Source organism: Micromonospora zamorensis, from assembly GCF_900090275.1.
GTDB classification, from domain to species: domain Bacteria; phylum Actinomycetota; class Actinomycetes; order Mycobacteriales; family Micromonosporaceae; genus Micromonospora; species Micromonospora zamorensis.
The window spans coordinates 3847886-3871773 of record NZ_LT607755.1; the positions used below are offsets into that span (position 1 = coordinate 3847886).

Consider the following 23888-nt stretch of genomic DNA (forward strand, 5'->3'; position numbering starts at 1 on the left):
ACTCCTCCTCAGCCGACCCGGGCCGGTGAACCGGCCAGGGTGTCCTCGTGTGCGCTCGTGGCCACCGCAGGCAAGTGCGGGGTACCGAACGCCTTGACGTACGCGACCAGCGGTTCGGCGGCGTACCGGAACGACGCCAGGTCGACGAACCCCCGGTCCCACGCCGCCGCCTCCAGCCCGTCGACGGCACAACCCCACAGCCTCGCGAAGCACGTGTCGACGACCTCGGTGCGGAAGTGCAGCCGACCACCCGGGCGGCGGCGCCCCGTCGTACGCGGAACGAGCGTCTCGTTCAGCGACGCGGCGGTCGCCGCGACCTGCCGCGCCGCGGTGAGCAACGCGGGGGTACGCAGGGGCGCCGCGACCATCCACAGCGACAGGCTGCGGTGTGGCGTGGTGCCGAACGCCCGCACCAGCACCCGCAGCACCGCCTCGCGGTCGTCGAGTCCCCGTTCCCGGTCGGTCAGCCAGTCCCACCCGGTCGGTGGCGCCGTCGTCAGCCCTCGCCGGCCGGCGACCTCGCGGGCGCGCTCCTCGACCATCGGGGCGGCGATGTCGACCTCCGCCAGCCCGGCCAGTACCCCCCGCCGGTGCCAGGCCGCCGACTCGGGGTGCAGCAGCATCAGCACTGCGGCGGCCTCCCGGTCGCTGACCCAGTGCCCGCCGACCGACTCTCCGGCGAACCGCGACCGCCAGCTGTCGAGGAATCGGGTGTGCAGGTTGTCGATCGGCTGATCGTCGGCGTGCGCCGGACACAGCTCGGGATCGTTGTCCGCCGCCATCGACAGCAGCATCCGCGCGTCGGCGCCCTTGGCGTCGCAGGGGTCCTGCCGGTGCCACGTCAGGAACCGGTCCACCACCCCCGCCGCCTCGGGTGGCGCGCTGCGCTCCAGCGCCCGGTAGGACCGCCGCCGGAAGGGCAGCTCCTGGCCGATGTCCAGCAGCAGCACCGCCTCGGCGTCGCTGAGCACGCCGGCCGCGACGGCACGCCGCAGCGCGACCCGGATGTTCACCAGAGGCACGCTCAGGGCACGGTGGCCTTCCTCGGCGGGCCCGTGCACGACCGCCACCTCGTCGTCGCCCGTGACGATCCCGTCGCGGTAAAGCTGGAACACCTCGCCCACACCACGCATCCCGAACGGCCACAGCTCGGCGGCGCGCAGCGCGCCCATGCTCGCGGCGCCGGCCACGGTCACGCCACGGTCGAGCAGGTCGAGGATCTCCCGGTGGCGGACCGGCGGGTGTTGCAGGAAGAACCCGTCGATGACGAGGACCCGGTCGCCGGGTGCGACGTCCAGGCGGAGCAGGTCGCCGTGCGCGACGGGCGGCAGCACCACCGCGTCGGGCAGCAGCCGGACGACCTCGTCGGCCGGCAGGCTCGGACCGATGAAGACGACGTCAGTCACGGGGCACTCCCGGTCGGGTACTCAGGGCCCGCTCGTCGAACATCCGCAGGCCGGGGGCGAACACCTTGCTCACCGGGATGCCGATGTCGTCATGCGTCAGGTCGACGCTGAACGGCTCGACGCCGGTGACGCGCTGCACCCGCGACGCCAGCTCGCGCAGCACCTGGGTCACGTTCCCCACCGGTGGGGAATCCCGGCGGACCGGCCGGACGGGTCGATCGACGGTGGGCGGTGGCACCGGCGGCGCGCCGACATCGTGGTACGCGGTGGCGTCGATGTCGTCCCGGGCTCCGGAGACCATGACCAGCCGCGACTGCGCCGCCTCCGACATGGCCCGGCCGACGGCGATCTCCGGGTCCACGTGGCAGCCGAAGCCGCCGAAGGTGACCGGGAGGTCCTCCGACCAGATCGAGGCGGCGTAGCAGGGCACGCCGACCGCGTTGGTGATGTCGCAGACCTCCACCCAGCAACCGGCGCGCAGCAGCGCCTCGTGCACCGTGCGGGTCATCGCGTTGGTGGCGGTGCCCGGGTCGGCGTAGGTGCGCTCGGCCAACGGTGAGGTGCAGTACGGGGCGATGCAGTCGCGCTCGACGACCTCCAGCAGGGCGTGCAGGCTGGCCTCGGCGAAGGTGTTCCCGGTCGCCAGCCCGTTGCTGCTGGGGGTGAACAGGGCGCGGTCCCAGCCACGCCGGACGGTGAAGTCGAGCTCGATGGTGGCGCGGGGCACCAGGCAACGCGTACCGGTCACCAGCCCACGGCCGGCCACCCAGTCGAGCTCGACGGCGGGGGTCAGGGGTGATCGTTCCGCCAGGTGCAGCCACCGGACGTCGTACGGCAGGTCGAGCGCCTCCGCCGGGGACCGGACGACGGTCCCCGGCCGGAGGTTCTCGGCATGCCAGGACTCGATGCTCTCCATGACCGCGCTGACCCGGGCCTGCGTCGCGGTGGCGCCGGTGCCGACGCTCACCGCCATGGTGGCTCCGACCGGCCGGTAGGCGACGTGCACCGGCAGCCCGATCTCGTCGAGCCGGGTGATGTCGGCGACCCGGGTGATCCGGAACCGGTCGAGCATGCCACCGACCCGCTCCCAGGTCTGCTCCACGGTGGCCGTCCGGTAGGTGCCGGATCGGAACGCGATGGTCTCGGTCGTGTCAGTCATCGAGGCTCCCGGCGTGGGGTGGGGAACTCAGAGGATGAGGACGGCGATGATGTTGACGTTGTTGTCGGCGATCGGGGCCACGCCACCGGCGACCGTCTCCAGCTCGGCCTCGGTCAGCTCGTTGAGGTCGACCAGCGGCACCTCGGGCACGTGCAGCACGTGCAGGCCGGGCGTGCCGGCCCAGTCGGCGACGACCTGGTCCTTGGTGTAGAGCGTGGCGGGCTGGGCGCGGTCGACCTCGACCCGGGCGCCGGGGGCGACCGGCAGGCCGGCAGCCGTCGCGTAACCGGTCGGGTCGGCGAGCAGGCGCTGCAGTTCCTCGTCACTGCGCCATACCGCGGTGACCAGTTCCGAGTACTTGGTCACGAACCTCGCGCCATATTCCTGTTCGTCGTTGCTCATCGTTCGGTCCTTTCCTCGGGGGTCACTGCAAGACGGGGTGATCGCTGTGGCGAGAACGCTACGAAGATCGAGGTTCGACATTCAATGATTTCGTCTGAGTGCCATCAGAATCTGCCGCGCCGACCGGTGGGCGGCAGACTTCGGTGTCAGGTGCAGCAGCAGGGGCAGCAGCAGGCGCAGCTGGGATCCAGGCCGGCGACGACGCTGTCCAGCTCGTCCTCGGCCAGCTCCGCCTGAGCCACCGGCAACAGCGACGGCACGAAGAGCACGAAGGTGCCGGTGGTCCCCGCCTGCTGCCAGGACTCGACCTGCACCTCAAGGTCCGGATCGGTGTCGGCGACGTCCCGCACCACCCGGACCTGCACATCCTCCGACAGGTGAAGCCCGTAGCCGGCGAGGAACCCGCGTGGGTCCCGGTCGAGCGCCTGCTCCTTGACCGGGTCGGCCCAGACGTCGGCGACCAGCCGGCTGTACGCGGCCACGAAGACCGCTCGATCGACAGGTGTCACACCCTGCTCCCTTCGATGGTCGACCGCCGGTGGCGGCGACGGGCAGCACGGGGGGTTCCGGGCCGCCGGTTTCGCTTCATCGTGGGTCACCGGTGGATCTGGCCCGTCCAGAGAGCGGGAATTTCATCGAATGTGGCCGCGAAAAGGTCGCGCTGCGGCGAAAGCCGGGTAATTGGGAATCAGCGACTTGCGGCGGATGGCGATCCTAATGATTGTCACCACTGTGGACAAGTAGTAATTCCTCGCCTGTCACCCGCCCGGTGCGCACACCTACGCTGCGATCGGCGGACCGCACAGCGCGACAGCGGTTCGACGGGGTTGCCGTGTTCCGTCACCGAGTGCTGCCGGAGGCCACCGTGACCATCGACGAGGCGACGACGACGCCCGGCGGCCCGGGCGGGTACAGCGTGGAGGAACTCGCCCGCAAGGTGGGCATGTCGCCCCGCAACATCCGTGCCCACCAGGCCCGGCGACTGCTTCCCCCGCCAGTGCGGCGTGGTCGGGCGGCGCTCTACGACGACTCCCACGTCCGCCGGCTGGATGCGATCCTCGCCCTGCAACGACAGGGCTTCAACCTGGTGTCCATCGAGGCGATGCTCGGGGTCCGGGCCAGTGACGAGGCGCCCGACGGGTTGACCGCGATGCTGCAACGTCTGACCGCCGACCGTCCCGCGCTGGCCCACGCGCTGACCCGGCACGGCGTGATCGGCCGGACCACCGACGGCATCGTCCGCACCGTCCGGCCACGCCCGCTGCGCGCCGCCCTGGACCTGCATCGCGTACGGGTGGGCACGGTGCCGGCACTGCAGACTCTCAGCGAGGTGCTGGACAGCCTCCGTCCGGTGGCCGACGAGCTGGTCGCCGCCGTCACCGCCCGGCTGCTGGCCCTCGCTCCGGAGCTGGTACGCGGCGGCGCCCGGTCGTCCTGGGCCGATCTCGACCGGGAGACCCTGCTGCTGACCCAGGGTGTGGTCAACGTGCTCACCGAGGCGTTCCGGCTCGCCGTGGAGAACCAGTCGGAGGCGCACGTCGCCGAACTGTTGGAGAACCACCTCGACGCGGACGTGTGCCTGGAGGACAGCACGGACATCGACAACGGCTGAAAGACCGTCAGCTCGTCGCGGGCTGCCCGTCCGCCTGCGGACTCTCCGCCACGGTGTCGGACCGTTCTGGTTCGGTGAGCAGTTGCCGCCGCGCCAACCGGTGGAACAGCCCGTCAGGGAGGTCCATCAACTCGTCGAAGCTGCCCCGCTGGACGATCCGCCCCGCTTCGAGGACCACGATGGTGTCCGCCGCCCGGACCGTGGACAACCGGTGGGCGATGACCACCCGGGTCGCGGCCAGGGCGGCGGTGCTCCGACTGACCACCTCCTGGGTCCGGTTGTCCAGGGCGCTCGTCGCCTCGTCGAGGAAGATGATCCGGGGCAGCGGGGCCAGCGCGCGGGCGATCAGCACCCTCTGCCGCTGCCCGACGGAGAGCGTCCCGCCGCCGAACGGCACCATCGTGCTCATGCCCATCGGCAGGGCCTCCAGGTCGTCGGCGAGGCCGGCCATCCGCGCCGCCTCCCACACCTGGTCGAGCGGGAAGCTGCCGGCGCCGCAGATGTTGTCCCGTACCGAGCCGGCGAAGAGCTGGCCATCCTGCAGGACCACGCCGCACTGCCGGCGGACCGCGTGCACGTCGAGTTCGGAGAGATCCTGGCCGTCGTAGAGCACCGCACCCTGCTGTTGGCGCTCGAAGCCGAGCAGCAACCGCAGCAGTGTGGACTTCCCGCAGCCACTCGGCCCGACGATGGCGACGAACTCACCCGGGCGGACGTGCAGGTCGATGTCGACGAGCACCGGCGGCTCGTCCGGCTGGTAGGCGAAGGTGAGCCGGTGCAGCGCGATCTCGCCCCGCAACTCCCCCGGGTCCACCCGGTCCGGGCGCGCCTCCGGGTCGGCGCGCAGGATCTCCCGCAGGCTGCCCAAACGTGGCACTGCCGCGATCACCTCGACCCCGGCCGACACCAGCACCAGCAGCCCGCCGAGCAGCATCGCGAAACCGACGTTGAGAATGAAGAAGTCAGCCGGCGCGACCCGGCCGGCGAGCGGCCCCATCAGTACGGCGAAAAGGACCAACTGACCGGCGACCGGCAGCACGGTGCCGAAGGCGACCAGGCCCGCCTGACTCTGCCGGACCCGTTGCAGCGCCGCCCGGGCCGTCGCGGCGACCTCCGACCAACGTGCGTGGGCACGGGTTTCGGCGGCCGCCAGTTTGATTTTGACGATGCCGCCGAGGAGTTGGTTGGTCATCGCCGCCGCCCGGTGCTCGGCCGGCAACGCGGACCGTTGCTGACGGACGATCAGCACGGCGAACGCGCCGAACGTCAGCATCGTGACGGCGACGATCCCCGCCGCCCACAGCCCGAGCACGGGCTCGACCACCAGGAGCATGCCGAGGGTCACCGCGACGATCGCGGCCGCCGAGACGAGCTGCGGCAGCAGCGCGCTCAGCGCCTCACCCACGAACGAGATCCCCAACATCGAGTTGGCGATCTCACCGCTGCTGCGACCAGCGAAGAACCGGGCCGGTAGCCGCATGAGCCGGTCCCAGATCGCCAGCTGCGCGCCGGACTGCATCCGGCCGTCCAACCGCAGCAGACGCAGGTTCTGCACCACCCCCACCAGCCCCGCGACCACCGCGGCACTCAGCATCAGCGCGAGGAAGCCGCCGAGGCCGTTCACCTCGCCCTGCCGGGCCAGCTGGCCGAGCACCTCACCGGTGGCCAGCGGCACGCCCAGGCCCAGCAGTGCCACGCAGGTGGCGGCGAACAGCAGGCCCCGCACGTCCCGGGACGCACCGACCAGCCCGGCGCGCAGCAGGTGGCGCATCCGAGCGGTCGGCGGCAGCGGCGCCTGCACCTCGGTCGCCTCGGCGGCGAACGTAGCGGCCACCGCCGCGTCGATCGGCCCGTACACCCGGGTGTCCGGGTCGACGTGGTGGTAGCGGCCCCGGCGAAACAGCAGCGGCACCGCGACGGCGCGCTCCGGGTCGGCGCCGGCCCGCCACCCCACCAGTGGCCCCAGGTCCCGCCGCCACCACCGGTCCGGCAGCCGCACCTCACGCAGGAACAGGCTGGACGCGCGGGTCACCGCGTGCACCGCCGCCCGGTCGTCCAGTGGCGCGCGACTGCGGTCGGCCGGCTCGTTGATCGGGCTGCCCATCCCCTCGGTGACCACCCGGACCACCGAGGCCGCCCGCCCGTACCTGTCGAAGCCGGCCTCGTCGTCCGGAACCGGAGCCGCACCGCCCGCGCCGATCACCCCGATCGACCGGCGGGCCGCCGCGGCGAGCACCGCCGCGTCGGTCTCCCGGCGCCGTTGCACGGCGCTCAGCAACGCCGCGTCGGCCTCCTCGATCCGGGTCTCCACCATCCGCAGCAGCCGGGCCACGTGCTGGTCGACGGCCGATCGCAGTTGACCGTTGACCAGCAGGTCCCAGCTGCCGTGGCTCTCCACAGCGCACGGCGACTCGGCCACCACCCAGTCCCGCTCGGCGACCAGCAGCAGCTCCCGCTCCCCGGACATCTCCGCCGGGCCACCGTCGTTGCGTCGCAGTTGTCCACCGGCGCTGCGCAGCCACCACGCGCCGCCGGTCGAGGTGAGGGCACTCCCCTGCGCCAGCGAGATGATCTCGCGCCCACAGAGCGTGGACGCCTCCCGGGGGGCCTGCCCGCGGCGCAGCGCGTCGGCGATGGTGACCAGCACCAGGTCCACCGCCGCGACCAGCTCCGTCGCGGCGGTCCGCGCGCGCAGCGACGCCCCCTCGTCCGCCACGCGGCCGAGCCGGACGTGTCGCTCCAGCAGGGACAGGTGACGCCGGGACAGCCCCCGCAGTTCCGTGCCGGGCAGCGGCACCAGGATCAACTGCCACGCGCCGATCGCGGTGGACGTCGGCACCAGGCCACCCGCAGGCAGCCGGGCCACATGGTGACGACGCGAAGGGCTCATCCCGGCCCGGCGCACCGCGAACAGGTCGGCCTCACCCCCGGTCACCAGCCAGCCGGCCGCCGGGCCGTCGAGGCGACAGATCTGGCGTACGCCGTCCGAGCAGAAGCCGATCAGGCCGCCGGCCGGGGGATCCTCCACCGCGCCACTCATCAGCGTCTCCTCGGATCGTCGTGGTCAGTGGTCCCGGACCAGGCGCGCGTACGCCCCGTCCTGGGCGACGAGCTGCTCGTGGGTGCCGCGCTCCACCTCCCGACCGCCGTCCAGCACGACGATCAGGTCGCAGTCGCGGACCGTGGACAGGCGGTGGGCCACGATCAGGCAGGTCGCCCCCCGCCGGCGCAGGTGCAGGTCGATCCGGCGTTCGGTCTCGGCGTCCAGCGCGCTGGTGGCCTCGTCCAGCACCAGCACCCGGGGGTTGCGCACGAGCGCTCGGGCGATCTCCAGCCGCTGCCGCTGCCCACCGGAGAAGTTGCGGGCGTTCTCCCGCACCGGACTGCCGAGGCCACCCGGACGGGCCGCGACCTCGTCGTAGAGGCACGCGTCGGTCAGCGCGGTGACGACGTCCTCGTCGGCGACAGTGAGGTCCCACATGGTGACGTTGTCCCGGACCGTCCCCTCGAACAGCCGCTGGTCCTGGTCCACCATGGCGACCGTCGCCGCCCAGAGCCCGTCGTCGGTCGCGGCCCGCTCCAGGCCGTCCACTGTGACCCGTCCGGTCCAGGGACGGTAGAGCCCGGCGACCAGCCGACCGACAGTCGACTTGCCACTGCCCGACCTCCCGACGAGCGCCACCCGGGCACCCGGCGGCAGGTCCAGGCTGAAGTTCTCCAGCAGTGGACGGCCCAACGGGTTGTAGCCGAAGGTGACCTCCTCGATGCGCAGGTGCCCCTCCATGGGCGTCATCGGGCGGGCGGGTCGGTCCTGGGCCGACGGCAGTGGGTACCGCTCCACGTCACGCAACCGATTCAGGTCGGCACTCATGTCCTGCAACCGCGAGCCCAGCGCGGTCAGATTGCCCAACGGGCGGTTCATCGCGGCGGCCAGGCTCTGCATACCGACCAGCACGCCCACACTCATCGCCTCAGCCACGACCTGCCGGCTGCCCAACCCCAGCAGCACCGCTGTGGTCCCCGAGGCGAGGAGCGCCGGCAGGACGGAGAGCACCGCTGTGGGCACCCCGAGCCGCTGCTGACGGGTGGCGACGGTGGCGTGGCGCGCCGCGAACCGGGCCACGGCGCGTTCCTCCTCACCGCCGGCCTTCACCGTCTCGATCATCTGGACCGTGGTGTACACCGTGGTCACCAACTTGCTGCGGTCCGCCTGAAGACCGGCGACGGCGGTGGAACGGGTCGAGGCGACATAGCGGAGCACGCTGACGTTCAGCCCGGCGAGGACCACCGCGCACAGCCCGAGCAGCAGGTCGTAATGGCAGAGCAGAGCCCCGTACGCCAGCACCAGGCCGGTGTCCACCACAGTGGTGGCCGTCCGGCGGGTGAGCACCTCGGCGACCACCTCGTTGCCGCGGACCCGCTGGCTGAGGTCGGCGGCCTGCCGCTGGTCGAAGAAGGCCGGCGGCAGCCGCAGCAGATGTCGGAAGAACCGGGCGGCGCTGGCGAGGGCGAGCGCCGTCTCCGCGCGTACGGTCAGGCGTTGCTGAAGCAGGCTGGCCAGGAAGGTCAGCACGGTGGCCACCGCCACCGCCGCCACCAGGCCGGCGAACGCCGCCCGGTCCTCCTGCAACAGCACCCGGTCGACGAAGACCTTGGCCATCACCGGGATGGTCAGACCGACCACGGCGATCAGCAGGCCGAGCAGCAGCATCTGCGCGATCGCCGAGCCCGGGCCGCGCCACCGCTCGGCCAGCGCCCGCACCAGCCGGTAGCGGGTGCCGCCGGGCCGGAACTCCGGGCCGGGCTCCATGGTGAGCACGATGCCGGTGAAGGCACCGTCGAACTCCTCCCAGCTGACCGCACGGGGACCGGTGGCCGGATCGTTGATGAAGACCTTACGGCCGAGCCCTTCCAGCACCACGAAGTGCTCGAACCGCCAGAACAGCACCGCCGGCAGCGCCACAGTGGCCAGGCCGGCCAGGTCCATCTGGAAGCCCTTGGCCACCATGCCGTACCGGCGGGCGCCCTTGAGCACGGTGGCCGCGGTGGAGCCGTCCCGGCTGACGCCGCACACCCGGCGCAACTCCTCCAGGGGCACGTGCCGACCGTGGTGTGCGAGCAGGATCCCCAGCGCGGCGGCACCGCACTCCACCGCCTCCATCTGGATCAACGTGGGCGTACGGACCCGTCGACGCCGGATCCTGGGCAGCTCCGGCGTGCCGCTGACGGCGGTCGTCGGCGCGCTCATCGCCGCAGCAACCAGTCGATCGGGTGTTCCCGGTCCACGGTGAACCAGGCGGTGACCTCGCTGGCCGAGTTGAGCTGGAACGGCGGCGGGGACCTGGTCCAGCGCAGGCCACCCGGGGCGGCCGGGTCGGGTTCCAGTGCGACCGTCACCCGCACCACGCTGCCGCGGGCGAGCAGCCGCCGGACGTCCGGCCCGGTGCCCAGGAAGGCGCGCAGCGAGGCCTCGGTCTCCGGGAAGGCACCGACAGTGGTCACCTGGCCGGCCAGGGTGCCGAACACGTTGCGCGGCGCGGCCGCGGCGGCCACCTCGACGGACACGCCGGGTTGCAGCAGCGGGGCGGCGACGGCGGGGGCGTAGACGACTGCCTGCAACGCGTCCCCGGCGGTGTCGAGCCGTTCCAGGTCGGCCAGGTGCGTGCCCGGTGTGACGATCTCGCCCTCCGAGACCAGCCAGGCGACGACGTACGCGTCACCCGGCGCGGTCTCCACCCGCACCTTCCCGTCCGCCGTGCGCAGGCTGTAGAGGGGTGTGCCCTTCGGCACCCGCTGGTGCGGCGACGCCCACACCTTGGTGACCTGGCCGCTGTCGAGCGCGTCGAGGGCCGAGATCCCGTTCGAGTGGATCAGCACCCCGGCCGCCTCGACGGTCCGGGGCACCACAGTGCGTACCGACCAGACACCTGCGGCGACCACGACGATGACCAGCGCGGTGGTGGCCAGCCAGTTCGGCACCGTGGTCAGTCGGACCGCCCGGTCCAGTTGCTCGGGTGCCTCCAACTGGCGCAGAGCCTGCCGCCGGAACTTCATGGCCGGCCCTCCGTCGCGGCCGGGCCGGTGGCGCGGCGGGAGCCGAGCAGGAAGTCGGCCACGCTCGGCTCGACCAGCGGGTCGAGCCCGGACAACTCGGCGAAGGCCTGGGAGTCGCCGGCGCCGAGGGCGCACGGTGCCAGCCCCATGGCGGTGGCGACGAGATACATCTGCTGGGTCAGCACACCCGCGTCCTTGAGAATCATGGCGTAGCTCATCCCTTCGTACTTCCACATGAGCCGCTGGACCCGGGCGGTGACCACCAGGACCGTCTGCGGCGGCCGAGGCAGGGCGCCGGACGCCCGGGCGTACGCCAACAGCCGGTCGGCTGCCGGTCCCCAGGCGGCGACCGGCTCCAGCCGGTGCCCGACGGCGTCGTAGTGGTAGAGCCCGCGGTCGAGCCCGGCGCACCGCGCTACCAGTGGATAGATCTCCAGCTCGTAGACTCCACCGCCGCCCGGGTAGGGCCGGTGGCCGATCTCCTGCCCGCCGGCCTCACCGACGGCGCTGGTGTGCTGCGACCGGTGCAGGAATTCCGCCAGCCGCTCCAGGGGCAGTGGCGCCGTGTCGTCGTGTTCGCGCACGCTGCGCCGATCCGTGACGACCTGACTGAACGCGGGATCCGCCTTGGCAATCGTCGCCAGGTCCGGCAGCGGCAGGTCGACCGCCCGGCCCCCGTCGTACGGGCGGCGCAGTGGTTGCGGGGCGAAGCTCCCCCGCATCCGGTAGGTGCCGCCCACCGGCAGCGCGTGTCGGCCAGCCCGGGATCGGTGGTGCAGCCGCAACTCCTCCGGCGACCAGTAGGCCAGCGGCGCGTCGTCGCACTCCGCCTCGAACTCGGCGTCGGTGACCAGGATCCGGGCGGTGGCCAACTCGTCGAGCACCCGTCCGGCGACGTCCGGCGGCACGCCGAGCGTGCGGGCCACCGCCTCGGGTCCGACGCCCGGGGCGGCGGCGGCCAGGACAGCGCCGAGGGCGGCGTCGGCACAGCCGACGACGAGGGTGCTCAGCGGTGAAGCGGCCACCAGCACGCCCCGTTCGTGCTGGAGGGCGGCGAAGCGGGAGAGCCGGTAGCGGACCCCGGGGGTGTGCAGGCGACTCTCCGGCAGACTGCCCCGACCCAGGCCGGTGGGCACCAGGTCGAGCAGCGGCCGATCGTCGACCTGGACGCGGCGCTCCAGCCAGGAGTGGGCGAGCAGCCGGCGCAGCAGCAACTGCGCGGGCAACACCCGGTTCTCCCCCTCCAGGCCGCTGATCAGACGGCCGACCTCGACGTCGTTGACCCAGTCGGCGGCGAGCCGCAGCAGCAGCGCCCGCCGGCCCATGCCCGGTTGCTCCAGGGTGAGCTGGAAGCGGGTCTGCCGCAGGGTCAGCGAGCCGTCCTCACCGAGCCGCAGCTCCGCGTCACGGCGCAGCCGGTACGACTCCTGAATCGGCGGACCGCCCACGGAGCCGCTCACGTCGACCGCCGACCGACCGGGTCCACCACGGTGGCCATCCCCACATCCTTCCCACGCTCCCGGTCGCCCGGGAACGCCGGCTAGAAGAACACGTTCAGCGGATTGGCCGACGTCTCGTCGACGGCCAACGGGCCCCGACCGAGACGGGCCGGCACGTCCCACAGTCGGCCGGGACCGAGCCGGCGCCAGAAGTGCCGCAGTCCCGGCACGACGACCTTCACCACCGCCAGGTCGACATCCGGACGGGACTGGTCGACGACGATCACCTCCAGGCCGGCCCGCTCCGCCCGGCGTACGCAACGACGCACGTCATCCCCGACGTCGCCGGTGGTCAGCGCCGGGTGGTCCGCAGCGGTGCGCGGCGGTCGGGTGGGATCCGGGACCAGCCAGGGCTGGTCGGCCACCCGCACGGTGCCGAACCAGCGCGCGGTGTCCGGGTCGTCGACGCCGTACCGGTTGCGGGCGGTGGCGGGTCCGGCGACGGCGGGCAGGAACTGGTTCACCTCGGTGAGCGCCCGGGTCAGCGCGACCCGCGCGTCCAGGTGCGCGCCGAAGCCGACCAGGACGTCCTCCGGCCCCCCGTCGACCCGCCGGGACACCGCGGCGAACGTGGGTACGCCGAGGTCGGCGGTCAGGTCGAGGGCCCACAGTTCGCGGCCGAGGGCGGTGGCGTGGTGGTCGACGCAGGCGGCGGTCCACGGGTCGCCGAACGAGGCGAGGTCCACCCCGGGCATCCGGGACCGGTGGTACCACCACAGGGCCACGCTGTCCCGCTCCACGAGTTCGCAGAAGCCCTGGAGGATCGCCTCGGACAGGTTGCCGCCGGCCGCGCAGCCGTTCGAGTCGGCCGAGCACACCCCCAGCCCGGTCAGCTCCGGATGCCCGTACCAGCAGTGCACGGCGGGCAGCTCGCGCGGTGTGTGCCGGGTCAGCGACCAACCAGTGGTCCAGTCCAGCTCCACGTCGTCGGGCAGCGGGCGGGGAACGCGGTGCAGGTGACCCAGGTCGCGGTTGAGCCGGTCCCGGTCGGCGTACTGGCGTTCCGAGAACAGCAGCAGATCCCTCAGGTGCACCGCCCGGTCCGGGCCGAGCTGCCGGTAGGTGGCCCGGTGCACCGGGCGGTCGCCGCGCCACACCCCGCAGTAGCGCTCCACCGCCTCCCCGACCGCGCTCATCCGGGCCTGCAGGTCGGTCCGGCCCTTGCCGCCGCTCTGCCCGCGCAGATTGCGACGCAACGCGGCGAGCTGGCGGGGCTGGGCGAAGTTGTGCCCGGCCGAGTAGGTGTGGGTGACGCCGTTGTCGGTCGCCTCCAGCGGGGTCAGCCGGCTCACCACGCCCAGATACCGGCTGACGTGGTGGACGAGCGAGGCGTACGCCTCGGCGGGTTCCTGGATGCGGGAGTCCCCGGCCCGACTGGGCTGGGTGCCGCTGGGTGGCAGGTCGATCCGTGGCTCGGCCTTGCGGACGAGGTCCGGGTCACCGCAGGCGGGGCACTGCGGCTGGCGTACCAGTTGGTGGCTCTCGGTGCTCAGGTCCCTGGTGTCCAGGGCGACCATCCGGCCGGTGAGGCGGGGAGACTCGCCCCGGACGGCGAGCACGGCGAGTTCGGCGGCGAGCAGCCCGGCGGCCATGGTGGCCAGGCCGGGCAGGACCGCGCGGCCGGGTTGCGGCAGCGGATCGGTCAGGTCCTGCCCGTCGAGGAAGGCGTTCACCTGTTCGTTCTCCTGCCAGCGTTGCCGCAGGCAGACCCAGCAGCCGGTGCGACCCGGCACGAGGTGCGGGCCGAGGAAGACGACGTTGCCGTGTGGCCGGGCCAGCGTCCACGCGCGACCGGCGGCCAGGTGGCGATCGTTGAGCAAGGCCAGCCGGGGGTCGAGCATCGACGACGGCAGCACCAGCACCTGGGCGGTGTCGGGGCCGGCGTCCGGTGCGTCCGGCCCGACCACCGTCGGGGCGAGCCCGAGGGCGCGCAGCGCGTCGGCGGTCTCGGCCACCCTGGGCGCGCCGAGGTCCACGATGGTGACCGTTCCCCCGGCCATCCACCGCCGTCCGGCGTCGGGTGGGACACCCCGGGCGTCCCAGCCGGCGGCCTCGGCCGCCGAGGTTTGCGCCGGACCGGACACCAGAAGGCCGTGGTCGCGCAGCCGGGCGAGAGCTGCGGCGACGGCGGCGACCGGGTGTCGGGTGGCCAACCGGGCCACCACGTCGGCCAGCGGCGCGGCACCGTCGAGCTGGTCGGCCAGGTCCGCGGCGACCGGGTCGTCGATGAGCAGGCTGCGGGTCTCCCCCAGCACCACGAGCGGGCCGTCGGGCAGCCGCACCGGCACGTAGTCCGATCGGAAGCGCGGACGCCACATGGGTTCCTCCCGAGCCTCGTGGCCGGGCCGCGGCACCACCGGCCCCGCCGGCGGTCACGGCTGCTGTCATCGTCGCGGTCCGGTGCGCCCCGATCCGAGTGATGCCACCGGTTTCTGCCGTCCCCGACGTGGTGACCCTCGGCGGCAGGGTCAGCCGGCGGTGACGGTCAGCGCGGTGTCGTTGAGGCCCAGCACCGATGTGCCGACGGTCTGTGCCGGCACGAGCAGCACGAAGGTCTCCACCCGGGTGACCCGGATCGACTTTCCGCTGACCGCCTTGCTGTGACCGGTGGCGATCAGGTCCGGGCTCTGCGGCTCCAACCGGACGGTGGCCGGGCCGCCGGGCGCCGGGCGCAGCGTGTCGGTGGCGTGGATCGTCAGAAAGGTGAGCGTGCCGGTCGGCACCGCGACCGCGCAGTCGGACCATTCCGCCCGGTCCATCGTCCGCTGCACCGCGCCGCCGACACCGGCGAGCTGCTGCCCGTAGACCTCCCAACCGCCGGCGAACTGACCGTCGAGCAGCGGGCTCGACACGACGAGGGACCGGTTGCCCGTCGTGGACCCGATGCTGCGGGAGAACACCTCGGCGGCGAGGGCCCGACGGCTGGTCTCGTCCAGGGCGGCGCCGCCCGCGGTGGCCGGCCGGCCGTCGATGCTGCGGGCGACCACCAGCGAAGGTTGGGTGACCTGAACGTTGTGGCTGAGCTTCCACTGGCCGTCGGCACCCAGCACGAACTGGCTGACGTCGGTAGGCGCCAGCTCCGAGCCGGTCAGTCGGAGAGTGGCCGTGGCGAGGAAACAGGACGGATCGCCGGGTGGCACCGCGAAGACCGGGTTGATGTGCTGGAAGGACGGTTGGGCTCGCTGGTTGTACGCGGCCCGACGGACTGCGGCGATGCTGAGGTCCAGCGAGGGCGAAACCTCCTGGGCCCGCAGCGCCTCGACGTCACCGGCCACCGAGGCGGCCGAGTCGGCCTGGTCGAAGGCGGTGAGCACGAGCGCCGCCCGGTCCCTACCGAAAGTGGCCGACCCGTGGGGCGCCGGGGTGGCCGCGTCCACCGGTTCGCCGCCACAGCCGCTCAGCATGAGCAGCGCCACCGTGGCGGCGGCGAACGGCATCGCGGGCACCGGCGCGGCGAGGGTACGCGGGCTCCTGACGGATCTTCTGCCCAGCATCTCGTCCTCCATCCACCACCGGTCCACGGGAATCGCGCCCGATGCAGTCGAGTATGTGAGCGGCTGTCGGGCCACGACGGTGGCGGCGCGGCCTCGTGCTGCCCGGCCTGTCGACGTTGCACCGAACGATGTCATCCGGCCTGGATCGCGGTCACCGATCGGTGTCATCGAGCCGAGCGACCCAGGCGGCCAGAGCCGACCGGGAAGCGACACCGGTCTTGCGGTAGAGGCGGGTCAGGTGCGCCTCCACCGTGCGGGGGCTGATGTTCAGCTGCCGCCCGATCAGTCGGCTGGTGGCCCCGGTCGCTGCCAGCCGGGCGATGTGCCACTCCCGGTCGGTCAGGGCGGCGACCTCCCGCGGGCCGATCGGTCGGGCCAGTCGCAGACCGACCCGTTCCGTCCCGCACCACAAGGCCAGTTCGAGCGCCCGGCGACGGGCCCGCGCCGCCAGGCCGCTCTGGTCCGCGGCTTCGGCCGCCCGGGCCAGGGAGGCCAGGGCGAGGCTGCGCCTCAGCACCATCCCGCCGGCACGGAACAGGTCGGCCGCGGTCTCCAGGTGCGGCAGCGCCGCCTGGACCTCGCCACGGGCGAGCAGCACCTCGCCGTACGCCGACTCGGCGAAGCCCCGCTGCCCGGGCAGACCGACCTGATCCGCCTCGGCCAGTGCCAGTCGCGCCTGCCGCTCGGCGTCGGCCACCTCGCCCGCGGCGAGCGCGGCGGCGCAGAGCAGCTCGTACCACCTGGGCCGCAGCGACGTCTGGAGACGGCTCAGCCGGCTGTCGCCGCCGGCGGAGCGCACCAGGTCGGCACAGGTCGCCGGATCACCCGACAGCAACGCCGCGGTCGCCAGCGCCGTCGCGGCCGTACGACCACACCAGGTGGCGAGGTCGGTGGCGATTCCGGCGGCGCTGCGGGCCAGCGCCAACGCCCGGTCGTCGTCCCGGAGGCCACCACGCCACGCCGTCGCCTCCGCCTCGAACGCCAGGGCGAAGCTCAGCAGGTGGTGACTGCCGATGCGCCGGGCGACGATGCCCGCCTCGGTGGCCAGTCCGATGGCGGTGTTCAACTGCCCGCCGTGGTAGGCCACCTGACTGCGACCCAGCAGCAGTTGGCACAGGCCGTCGTCGCGGTGTGAGGCGCGGACGAGCGCAAGCCCTCGGTCGAGGTGCCGCACCGCGTCGGCCTGCCGTTCGAGGTAAAGCTCGCTCAGGCCGAGTGCGGTGAGGCAGTCGGGGTGGTCCCGTACGTCCCGGTCCGGCAGCGAGTCGACGATCCGGGCGCCGGCATCGAGCAGACCCCGGGCGTCGTCCAGTGCGCCGTCGTGTGCGGCGGCCAGACTGCGGACGGCCAGCAGGCTGGCCCCGTCCGCACCGGAGCCGCCGAGATCTCCGCCGAGGACGTCGGGCAGCCCGGTCACGGGGCGACCGGCCAGAATGCCTGCGACGCCGATCTCGGTGGCGAGGCGGTAGCCGTCGCTGGGGCCGGCACCGGTTGGCAGGGCGGCCAGCTCCCGCCGGCTGATGGCCGCCGCCTCCGCGTAGTTGCCGAGCAGACGTTCCACGCGCGCCCAGAGTGCTACTGCCTGCGCCCGTCGTCCTTGCGGGTCGGCAGGGAACAGCGGCACGATCTCCTGGAGCAGGGCCCTGCTCTCGGCCAGGTCGCCCGCCTCCCCGGTGATCTCGGCCAGCGCGAGCGACACGTCCTGGCGACGTTGCGTCAGACCGGCCGTCGGGCGCAGCGCACGCAACGCCAGCCGCAGCCAGCGGATGGCCAGGTCCGGCGTCTCGCGCCGGACCTCCTGCGCGGCTCGGCAGAGCACGTTGACGCAGCGGTCGGCCCAGCGGGCGTTCGGCAGGGCGAGCAGGCGCTCCGCGTAGCGGGCCCGATCCGCGGGTGGCGCGCCAAGATCGACCAGCGCGGTGAGCGCCCGCGCACACGCCTCCACCTGCCACTGCGGGTCGGTGTCCTGAGCGACCGCCAACCGCAGCACCGGGTGCCGGAAGGCGAACCGTCCGGTGCCGGGGACGCGGCGGATCAGGTCGAGCCGGGCCAGCCGCCAGCATGCCTCGACCGCCATCGACGCCGGGACCTGCGCGACCTCGGCGAGCAGGTCCGCGCTGAAGGGCGCATCGACGATCGCCCCGGCCCGCAGACAGGCCAGCTCGACGGGGGGCAGGTCCGTCCACTCGCGGCGCAGCACGGCGACCGCCGCGTCGGACAGCCGGGCACCCTGTGCCTCACGGATCGGGTCCGTGCCTTTGGAGGTTGAGCCGCTCGGCAGCACCGCCAGGTAACCGGGGTTGCCGCCGGTCAGGTCGTACCGGGCGCGCAGCTCCACCTCGTCGACCTGGGGGTGCAGGAGTGCGACCTCAGCGAGGCTGAGAGGTCGGAGCTCGATCCGGTCGTGTGGCGGCGGCTTCGCGTCGTCGTGCTCGTCGGGATCTGGTGGACCGAACGGCATCGGGGTCGCCGTCTGCCGCTGGCGGTAGACGAGCACGAGCAGCACCGGGGCGGGCACCGGATACCGCAGGAGGTGGGCGATCAGGCCGGCGGAGGATGCATCCGCCCAGTGCAGGTCGTCGAGGACCAGCACCAGACCGTCCCGGGCAGCCAGGCCGATCAGCCGGCGGGCCAACTGATAGGTCCGGAACCGCCGGGCGTCCGACGCCCGTCCCGGAGCCGCTGGCACCGCGATGGTGGACTCCACCCAACTCTCCCCAGTGGACCGCCCGGCACGCAGCCCACGTCGGAGTGACTGCCCCTCCGTGAAGGCGTGTCGAAACACGTGGAAAGGAACTCCTCGCTCATTCGGCGAGCAGGTCCCGACGGCCCAGGGGACGGTGGGGGCGCACCGCTCCAGGGCCTCGTCGACGAACCGGGTCTTGCCGATGCCCGGCTCCCCGACGACCTCGCAGACCATTTGCCAGCCACGACTCAGCACGGCGGCCTGGGCTCTCCCGATACGTGCCAACTGTGCTCGTCGCCCGACGAAGCGCGGGCTCGACGCGCTTTCCAGCCCAGGTGTCATCACGCAGACCAGACGCCTTCCGGCACACTCAATGGGAATTGATCGCACTATACCGGAGCATCGCCGAATGTCGAAACATGCCGACCCCTATTCAACAAGTGGCGAGACGCAGGTTCTTTTCGACATCGCATCACAACCCGCAGAAAAGGACCGGTCACCAGAAGCGCGGAATGATGTCCCTGAAACCCAATAAATCGCCCGCATCCTGCGGCGCCTGGCAGACGACAAGTCCCAGGTCACTGCGGCGCTACAGCCAGGACGCCTAACTGTTCATTGGAGGGCCGCACCCAATCTGATATCACCACGATCATGGCCGCCTATACCGAATCACCCGAAGCGGTCATATTTCTACCGTGACCTGCGACCTGGGAGTTCTGCGCCACCTGATGAACCATCGGCGACCGCGCCAATTGACTGGGTCCCACGTCCCTGGAATTCGTCACCTGCCGCCAATCGTCAACATGCGAACAGCAAGATGCATCCGCGACAGTGTTTGAGATGGAAAGACCGTAGGCGTCCAGCCTGACGTTCAGGCGGGTCGGCCCGGTGGGCAAGCCATCGACGGACGGCTGCGAAGTCCGCGTCGGTCAGGCCCTTGTACGGGTCGACGCGGTGCAGCAGCGCTCGCGCCGGATGATGAGCCGCGACCCATCGCCGGTCGACGTCGGTCGTCTCGTCGTCGAGCCAGACAAACGGTCGTCCCGCCGCCCACTGCGTCAGATATGCGGTCTTCCAGTGCAGGCCGTGCGCTGGATCCTCATCGTCGTCCGGCCATTCGACGACAGGTAGGGCAGGTAGGCCGAGCAGTGGCGAGATGACTTCGTTCGCGTCGGCCATCCACGTCGTCGCCCACACCAACTGGCAATTCAGAGCCGACAGCCGCTGACCGTCAACTGGGTCGATCCGGTCGAGCAAGGGGTTGCCGGCGCCTCCTGAGGAACGTGCCACGGCACCCGCGAAGGAGTGCCCACCGCCAACCGACCTGGCCTTGAACGGGATCAGTGGTCCGTCCACATCGAGAAACACCAAGGGCAGGTTGGCAAGACCATGCGTCACGCGCGAACCGTATCGTGCGTCGGCTCAAGCAGTGGCGTCAACCTGCCGTCTGAGCACTTCGTACGATCCTGGACATGTCTGATCTGCGGCGCTAGGTTGAAACGTCATTGATGACCGTCTTTATGATGCACAGGTACGGGGGCCCGCATGTCCACGTCTGTCACTCGCCGCACCGTCCTGGCCGGTGGTGCCGGTGCCGCCATCGGCCTCGCGCTGCCCGGCACCGCAGCCCACGCCGGTGGCCACCACCACCCCACCAGCGTGAGATTCACCCTCGACGCGAGGACCCTTGACGGCGGTGAGCAGGTCACCTCGGTCACCCTGGAGACCGGCCGGCTCGGGCCGATCGACCCCGCCGGGCTCACCCCCGGCACGTTCACCGTCCACGCCAAGGCCACCAGCCCGATCCCGATCGCTCCCGGGGACCAGATCTTCAGCGAGTACGACCTGGACCGCACGGTGACCATGGCCCGGCTCGACCGGCACGGAAACATCGTGCTGGAGCTGAGCCACGGCGAAGGTCAACCCGGCGGTGGCACCCTCGGCTACATCGTGAGCAGGGGCCGCAACGTCCGGCTGGACCTCGTCTACACCATCAGGCAGAACACCCCACTCGTCCGGCGCCACGGCTCACCGGTCACCATCACGCGCTTCGTGCAGGGGCGGCTGTCGAACCCCGAGGTGGACGCGTTCAGCCACCACGTCTCCGGCTCGGGCCTGAAGTACCGGTTGTACTCCCCGGAGCGTTCGCCCCGCCACGGCCGGCGGCCGTTGATCCTCTGGCTGCACGGTGGCGGCGAGGGTGCCTCACTGCCCGACGACTACTACGACAACGAGACCACGCTGCGCGCCAACCGGGGCGCCCTGGGCTTCGCCACCCCGGAGGCTCAACGGATCTTCTCCGGCGCGTACGTCGTCGCTCCGCAGAGCACCTCCTACTGGATGGAGGACGGCCCCCGGTTCGCCCCGTTGATCCGGGAGATCGTCCAGGACCTCGTCCGCCGCAAGCGCGTCGACCCGGACCGGATCTACGTGGCCGGTTGCAGCAACGGCGGCTACATGTCCCTGGAGATGACCGTCGCCTATCCCGACCTGTTCGCCGCGTCGGTGCCGATCTGCGGCATCGTCGAGCCGCTCAGCGGGGAGGGGCCGCCGCTGATCACCGATGAGGAGCTGGCGGAGATCCAGACCCCGACCTGGCTGGTCACCTCGCTCGACGACGACACGGTGCCACCCGAGACCAACACGATCCACGCCCACGACCTCATCCCGGGCTCACTGATCACCCTGTACGACCACGTTGTCTGGAACGGCTACCAGTTCCCCGGTCACTGGTCCTGGATCTACGTGACCCGCAACGACCCGAGTCGCAACGGCACCCACATCTGGCAGTGGATGGCCCGCCGCCGTCGGTGATCCGCCGTCCGGGGTCAAGCGGGCGGGCGCACCGTCGGCTGGAGCGAGCTTGTCCCATCCCTGTGCTCCAATCCGGTCATGCATGTCGTCGTCACAGGTGCACTCGTTGAGAACGGCGCGGTCCTGCTGGTGCACCGCAGCCCGACCCGTCGCGCGTACCCGGATCTCTGGGATCTGCCCGGGGGCCATGTCGACACGGGTGAGTCCGAACTACAAGCACTCGCGCGGGAGATGCACGAGGAGCTGGGTGTTCACATCGTGGCGGAGTCCGCTTCACGGTTGGGCGACTGGCATGCCGGCAGTGGCGAGGACGCCGTTCACGTGGGCGTCTGGAAAATTGGAGACTGGGTCGGCTCTCCCACCAACCGCGCACCCGAGGAGCATGACGACATCGCTTGGGTCGGGATCAACGAGCTGGGTGGCCTTCCCCTGGTGTTCGGCGACCTGGCGGCGCTGCTTCGTCCTCTGCCTGAGTCTGACCGGCTGCCGCGTGGGCTCCTATAGTCCCTTGCGTGGACGCCAGGACCGAAGAGTTGCGAGCCGCGCACGACGTCCTCGCCGAGTTCTACGCCGAACGCCTTGCCGACGCTCTGGATCGCCTGCCCGCGGAGCGAGCCGTCCTCGACCTGTTCTGCGACCTGACGCTTGCCGCCGGTCTGGGGACCAGCGTCGGTGACATCGGTTGCGGGACGGGCGCCTTGAGCCCTATCTGGCAACCAGGGGCCTGACACCCTGGGGAGTCGACCTCTCACCCGAGATGATCCGCGTGGCTCGGCGTGACCATGCGACCTTCCGGTTCGATGTTGCCGACCTGCGTGAGCTGCCCTTCGAGGACGCGTCGCTGGTAGGTGTGGTCTGCTGGTACTCCCTCATTTTCCTGGCCCCGGCCGATCGACCGGCGGCCTACGGCGAGCTGTGTCGCGTCGTCAAGCCGGGTGGGTATCTGGTGACCGCCTTCAAGGCCGGACCCAGTCAGGTCCGACGCGCGGGCGGCAGCACCAACCTTGGCGTCGAGTTCGACCTCTACTGGCAGACCCCGCAGGAGGTGGAGCGAAGCGTCACGGACGCTGGCTTCACGACCGTGTTCTGGGGCGGCGTGCCCGCCGATGGGCCGGACAGCCCCGCCCAGGGATATCTGCTCGCCCAGAAAGCCTGATGCCGATCCCCCGCCGTGCCGCCGAACCCCTCAACTCGGCAGACCGCACCAGGCCTTGAAGGCAAGGCCCGAACGAACGCATCCCGTTGACAACATCACCCGCATCCCAATACGCTTAACACACTGGTTAAGTGAAGGAGCTCACGATGGCTGGCACCGATCAGCTCAGCGCGGTGTTCTCGGCGCTCGCCGACCCGACTCGACGGGCAATCGTCGCCGAGTTGGCCGAACGCGACGCCACGGTCACCGAACTCACCGCTCCTCTGTCCATCTCGATGCCAGCGGTGTCACGGCACCTGAAGGTGCTCGAACGCGCCGCGCTCATCTCGCGGTCACGGTCGGGCAAGTGGCGCGCGAGTCACCTCGAGGCTGCCCCGCTGCGCGAGGCAGCCGACTGGATCGAGCGCTACCGGCGGTTCTGGGACTCGTCCCTCACTCGCCTCGATGCCCACCTCGCCGCGGTGCAGGCCACCGGACCGGCAACGGACCGGGTGGCCGACGACCCCAGGGAGCCCGAATGACCACCGAAACTCCGCAGCTCGTCATCTCTCGCGTGTTCGACGCGCCGCGGGAGCTCGTCTACCGAGCCTTCACCGATCCCGACCATCTGGCGGCGTGGTGGGGCCCGACCGGCAACTCACTGCCGCGCGACGAGATCGAGTTCGACGTACGCCCCGGCGGCTTTCAACGGTGGACGGAGGTCAGTGCCGCCCAACCCGAGCTTCGGGTGCACGTCCACGTCGACCTCACGGACGTCGCCGACGGCGAACTGCTCCAAGGCGTCATGCACGTCGGTGGCCGGCTGCAGGAGGGCATCGAGCCGTTCGAGACGAGACTCCGGGTCGAGTTCCACGACGAGGCGGGCGGGCGGACGCGACTGGAGATCCGTCAGTGGCTCCCCGAACATCTGGCGCGCCCCAGCGAGGAGGGCTGGCGCCAGGCGTTCACCAAGCTGGACGCCGCGCTGATGAATGCGCAGGCGGTTGCAACAAGTCATCGAGAGGCAGAGGCATGGCAAAGCTGATCTACGTGACGAACGTGTCGCTTGACGGGTACATCGAGGACGAACGCGGCGCGTTCGACTGGTTTCCACTCGGCGACGAGGTGTTCGCGTTCCACACCGACCTCCTGCGATCCGTGGGCACGTTTCTCTACGGGCGGGGCCTGTACGAGGCGATGGCCGTCTGGGAGACCGACCCCGCTCTGGCTGCGCAGTCCGACCTCGCAGCAACCTTCGCGAACGCCTGGCAGGCGGCGAGCAAGGTCGTCTACTCCACGACCCTCGACGCGGCCTCAACTGCCGACACCCGAATCGAACGCCGTTTCGACCCCGCCGCCGTACGCGAACTGAAGGCCACGGCCAGCAGCGATCTCACCGTTGGAGGTGCCGACCTCGCGGCGCAGGCTTTCAAGGCCGGGCTGGTCGACGAGTGCCAGCTGATGATCCTGCCGGTTGTCGTCGGCGGCGGCAAGCCAGGGCTGCCGACCGGCATGCGCACCGACCTTGAGCTCCTCGATGAGCGCCGATTCCCAAACGGGGTCGTACACCTGCGCTACCGCCCTCGCGGGCAGTGAACGACAGCCCTGCGAGGTTGGATGACGGCGG

Annotated in this window: 18 protein-coding genes and 1 pseudogene; 7 read left to right on the forward strand and 12 right to left on the reverse strand. The window is 71.6% G+C overall.

Features of this window, described 5'->3' with window-relative positions:
* Window positions 1-8: 8 nt before the first annotated feature.
* The 4 genes from GA0070619_RS16895 to GA0070619_RS16910 all read right to left on the reverse strand — a co-directional run bounded on the left by GA0070619_RS16895 (window position 9) and on the right by GA0070619_RS16910 (window position 3476).
* Entirely contained in the window at window positions 9-1406 is a 1398-nt protein-coding gene (locus tag GA0070619_RS16895; RefSeq protein ID WP_088948966.1) for a TfuA-like protein, read from the reverse strand.
* On the reverse strand, window positions 1399-2565 hold the full coding sequence (locus tag GA0070619_RS16900) for a YcaO-like family protein (RefSeq protein WP_088948967.1): 1167 nt from the start codon (window positions 2563-2565) through the stop codon (window positions 1399-1401). Before GA0070619_RS16900 ends, GA0070619_RS16895 begins: the two co-directional genes overlap by 8 nt.
* Window positions 2566-2592: 27 nt before the next feature.
* Complete coding sequence (locus tag GA0070619_RS16905) at window positions 2593-2967, reverse strand: class IIb bacteriocin, lactobin A/cerein 7B family (protein WP_088948968.1); 375 nt, start codon at window positions 2965-2967, stop codon at window positions 2593-2595.
* 146 nt (window positions 2968-3113) lie between these two features.
* Window positions 3114-3476 (reverse strand): hypothetical protein, encoded by a 363-nt coding sequence (locus GA0070619_RS16910; protein WP_088948969.1) that lies wholly within the window; start codon window positions 3474-3476, stop codon window positions 3114-3116.
* Window positions 3477-3799: 323 nt separating this feature from the next.
* Here GA0070619_RS16910 and GA0070619_RS16915 point away from each other — a divergent pair, with 323 nt between their 5' ends.
* Window positions 3800-4579 carry a MerR family transcriptional regulator gene (locus tag GA0070619_RS16915; RefSeq protein ID WP_088948970.1) on the forward strand — a complete coding sequence of 260 codons (780 nt, stop codon included), beginning with the start codon at window positions 3800-3802 and terminating at the stop codon, window positions 4577-4579.
* A gap of 7 nt (window positions 4580-4586) precedes the next feature.
* Here GA0070619_RS16915 and GA0070619_RS33120 read toward each other — a convergent pair whose 3' ends face one another.
* From GA0070619_RS33120 to GA0070619_RS16955, 8 genes are all read right to left on the reverse strand, one after another.
* Entirely contained in the window at window positions 4587-7619 is a 3033-nt protein-coding gene (locus GA0070619_RS33120; RefSeq protein ID WP_197699545.1) for an ATP-binding cassette domain-containing protein, read from the reverse strand.
* Between the two features lie 24 nt (window positions 7620-7643).
* Window positions 7644-9827: an NHLP family bacteriocin export ABC transporter peptidase/permease/ATPase subunit gene (locus GA0070619_RS16925; protein ID WP_088948971.1), complete on the reverse strand. Its 2184-nt coding sequence runs from the start codon at window positions 9825-9827 to the stop codon at window positions 7644-7646.
* Complete coding sequence (locus GA0070619_RS16930; protein WP_088948972.1) at window positions 9824-10633, reverse strand: HlyD family efflux transporter periplasmic adaptor subunit; 810 nt, start codon at window positions 10631-10633, stop codon at window positions 9824-9826. The genes GA0070619_RS16925 and GA0070619_RS16930 overlap by 4 nt, the downstream gene beginning before the upstream one ends.
* Complete coding sequence (locus GA0070619_RS16935; protein ID WP_157744025.1) at window positions 10630-12093, reverse strand: SagB/ThcOx family dehydrogenase; 1464 nt, start codon at window positions 12091-12093, stop codon at window positions 10630-10632. Before GA0070619_RS16935 ends, GA0070619_RS16930 begins: the two co-directional genes overlap by 4 nt.
* A gap of 80 nt (window positions 12094-12173) precedes the next feature.
* Window positions 12174-14450: a TOMM precursor leader peptide-binding protein gene (locus GA0070619_RS16940; protein ID WP_157744026.1), complete on the reverse strand. Its 2277-nt coding sequence runs from the start codon at window positions 14448-14450 to the stop codon at window positions 12174-12176.
* Window positions 14451-14600: 150 nt separating this feature from the next.
* Window positions 14601-15626 carry a hypothetical protein gene (locus tag GA0070619_RS16945; RefSeq protein ID WP_157744027.1) on the reverse strand — a complete coding sequence of 342 codons (1026 nt, stop codon included), beginning with the start codon at window positions 15624-15626 and terminating at the stop codon, window positions 14601-14603.
* 151 nt (window positions 15627-15777) lie between these two features.
* Entirely contained in the window at window positions 15778-18654 is a 2877-nt protein-coding gene (locus GA0070619_RS16950; protein ID WP_088948976.1) for an ATP-binding protein, read from the reverse strand.
* Window positions 18655-19110: 456 nt separating this feature from the next.
* Window positions 19111-19710, reverse strand: a complete 600-nt coding sequence (locus tag GA0070619_RS16955; protein ID WP_231927073.1) for an HAD domain-containing protein — start codon at window positions 19708-19710, stop codon at window positions 19111-19113.
* A 147-nt stretch (window positions 19711-19857) separates the two neighbouring features.
* Here GA0070619_RS16955 and GA0070619_RS16960 point away from each other — a divergent pair, with 147 nt between their 5' ends.
* The 6 genes and pseudogenes from GA0070619_RS16960 (at window position 19858) to GA0070619_RS16985 (ending at window position 23857) form a co-directional block, all read left to right on the forward strand.
* Window positions 19858-21126, forward strand: a complete 1269-nt coding sequence (locus GA0070619_RS16960) for a prolyl oligopeptidase family serine peptidase (RefSeq protein ID WP_088948977.1) — start codon at window positions 19858-19860, stop codon at window positions 21124-21126.
* 78 nt (window positions 21127-21204) lie between these two features.
* Entirely contained in the window at window positions 21205-21630 is a 426-nt protein-coding gene (locus GA0070619_RS16965) for an NUDIX domain-containing protein (RefSeq protein WP_088948978.1), read from the forward strand.
* 8 nt (window positions 21631-21638) lie between these two features.
* Window positions 21639-22282: pseudogene (locus GA0070619_RS16970) on the forward strand (class I SAM-dependent methyltransferase).
* 146 nt (window positions 22283-22428) lie between these two features.
* Window positions 22429-22803, forward strand: a complete 375-nt coding sequence (locus GA0070619_RS16975) for an ArsR/SmtB family transcription factor (protein ID WP_088951862.1) — start codon at window positions 22429-22431, stop codon at window positions 22801-22803.
* Window positions 22800-23306: an SRPBCC family protein gene (locus GA0070619_RS16980; protein WP_088948979.1), complete on the forward strand. Its 507-nt coding sequence runs from the start codon at window positions 22800-22802 to the stop codon at window positions 23304-23306. The genes GA0070619_RS16975 and GA0070619_RS16980 overlap by 4 nt, the downstream gene beginning before the upstream one ends.
* Window positions 23294-23857, forward strand: a complete 564-nt coding sequence (locus GA0070619_RS16985) for a dihydrofolate reductase family protein (protein ID WP_088948980.1) — start codon at window positions 23294-23296, stop codon at window positions 23855-23857. The genes GA0070619_RS16980 and GA0070619_RS16985 overlap by 13 nt, the downstream gene beginning before the upstream one ends.
* Window positions 23858-23888 lie beyond the last annotated feature (31 nt).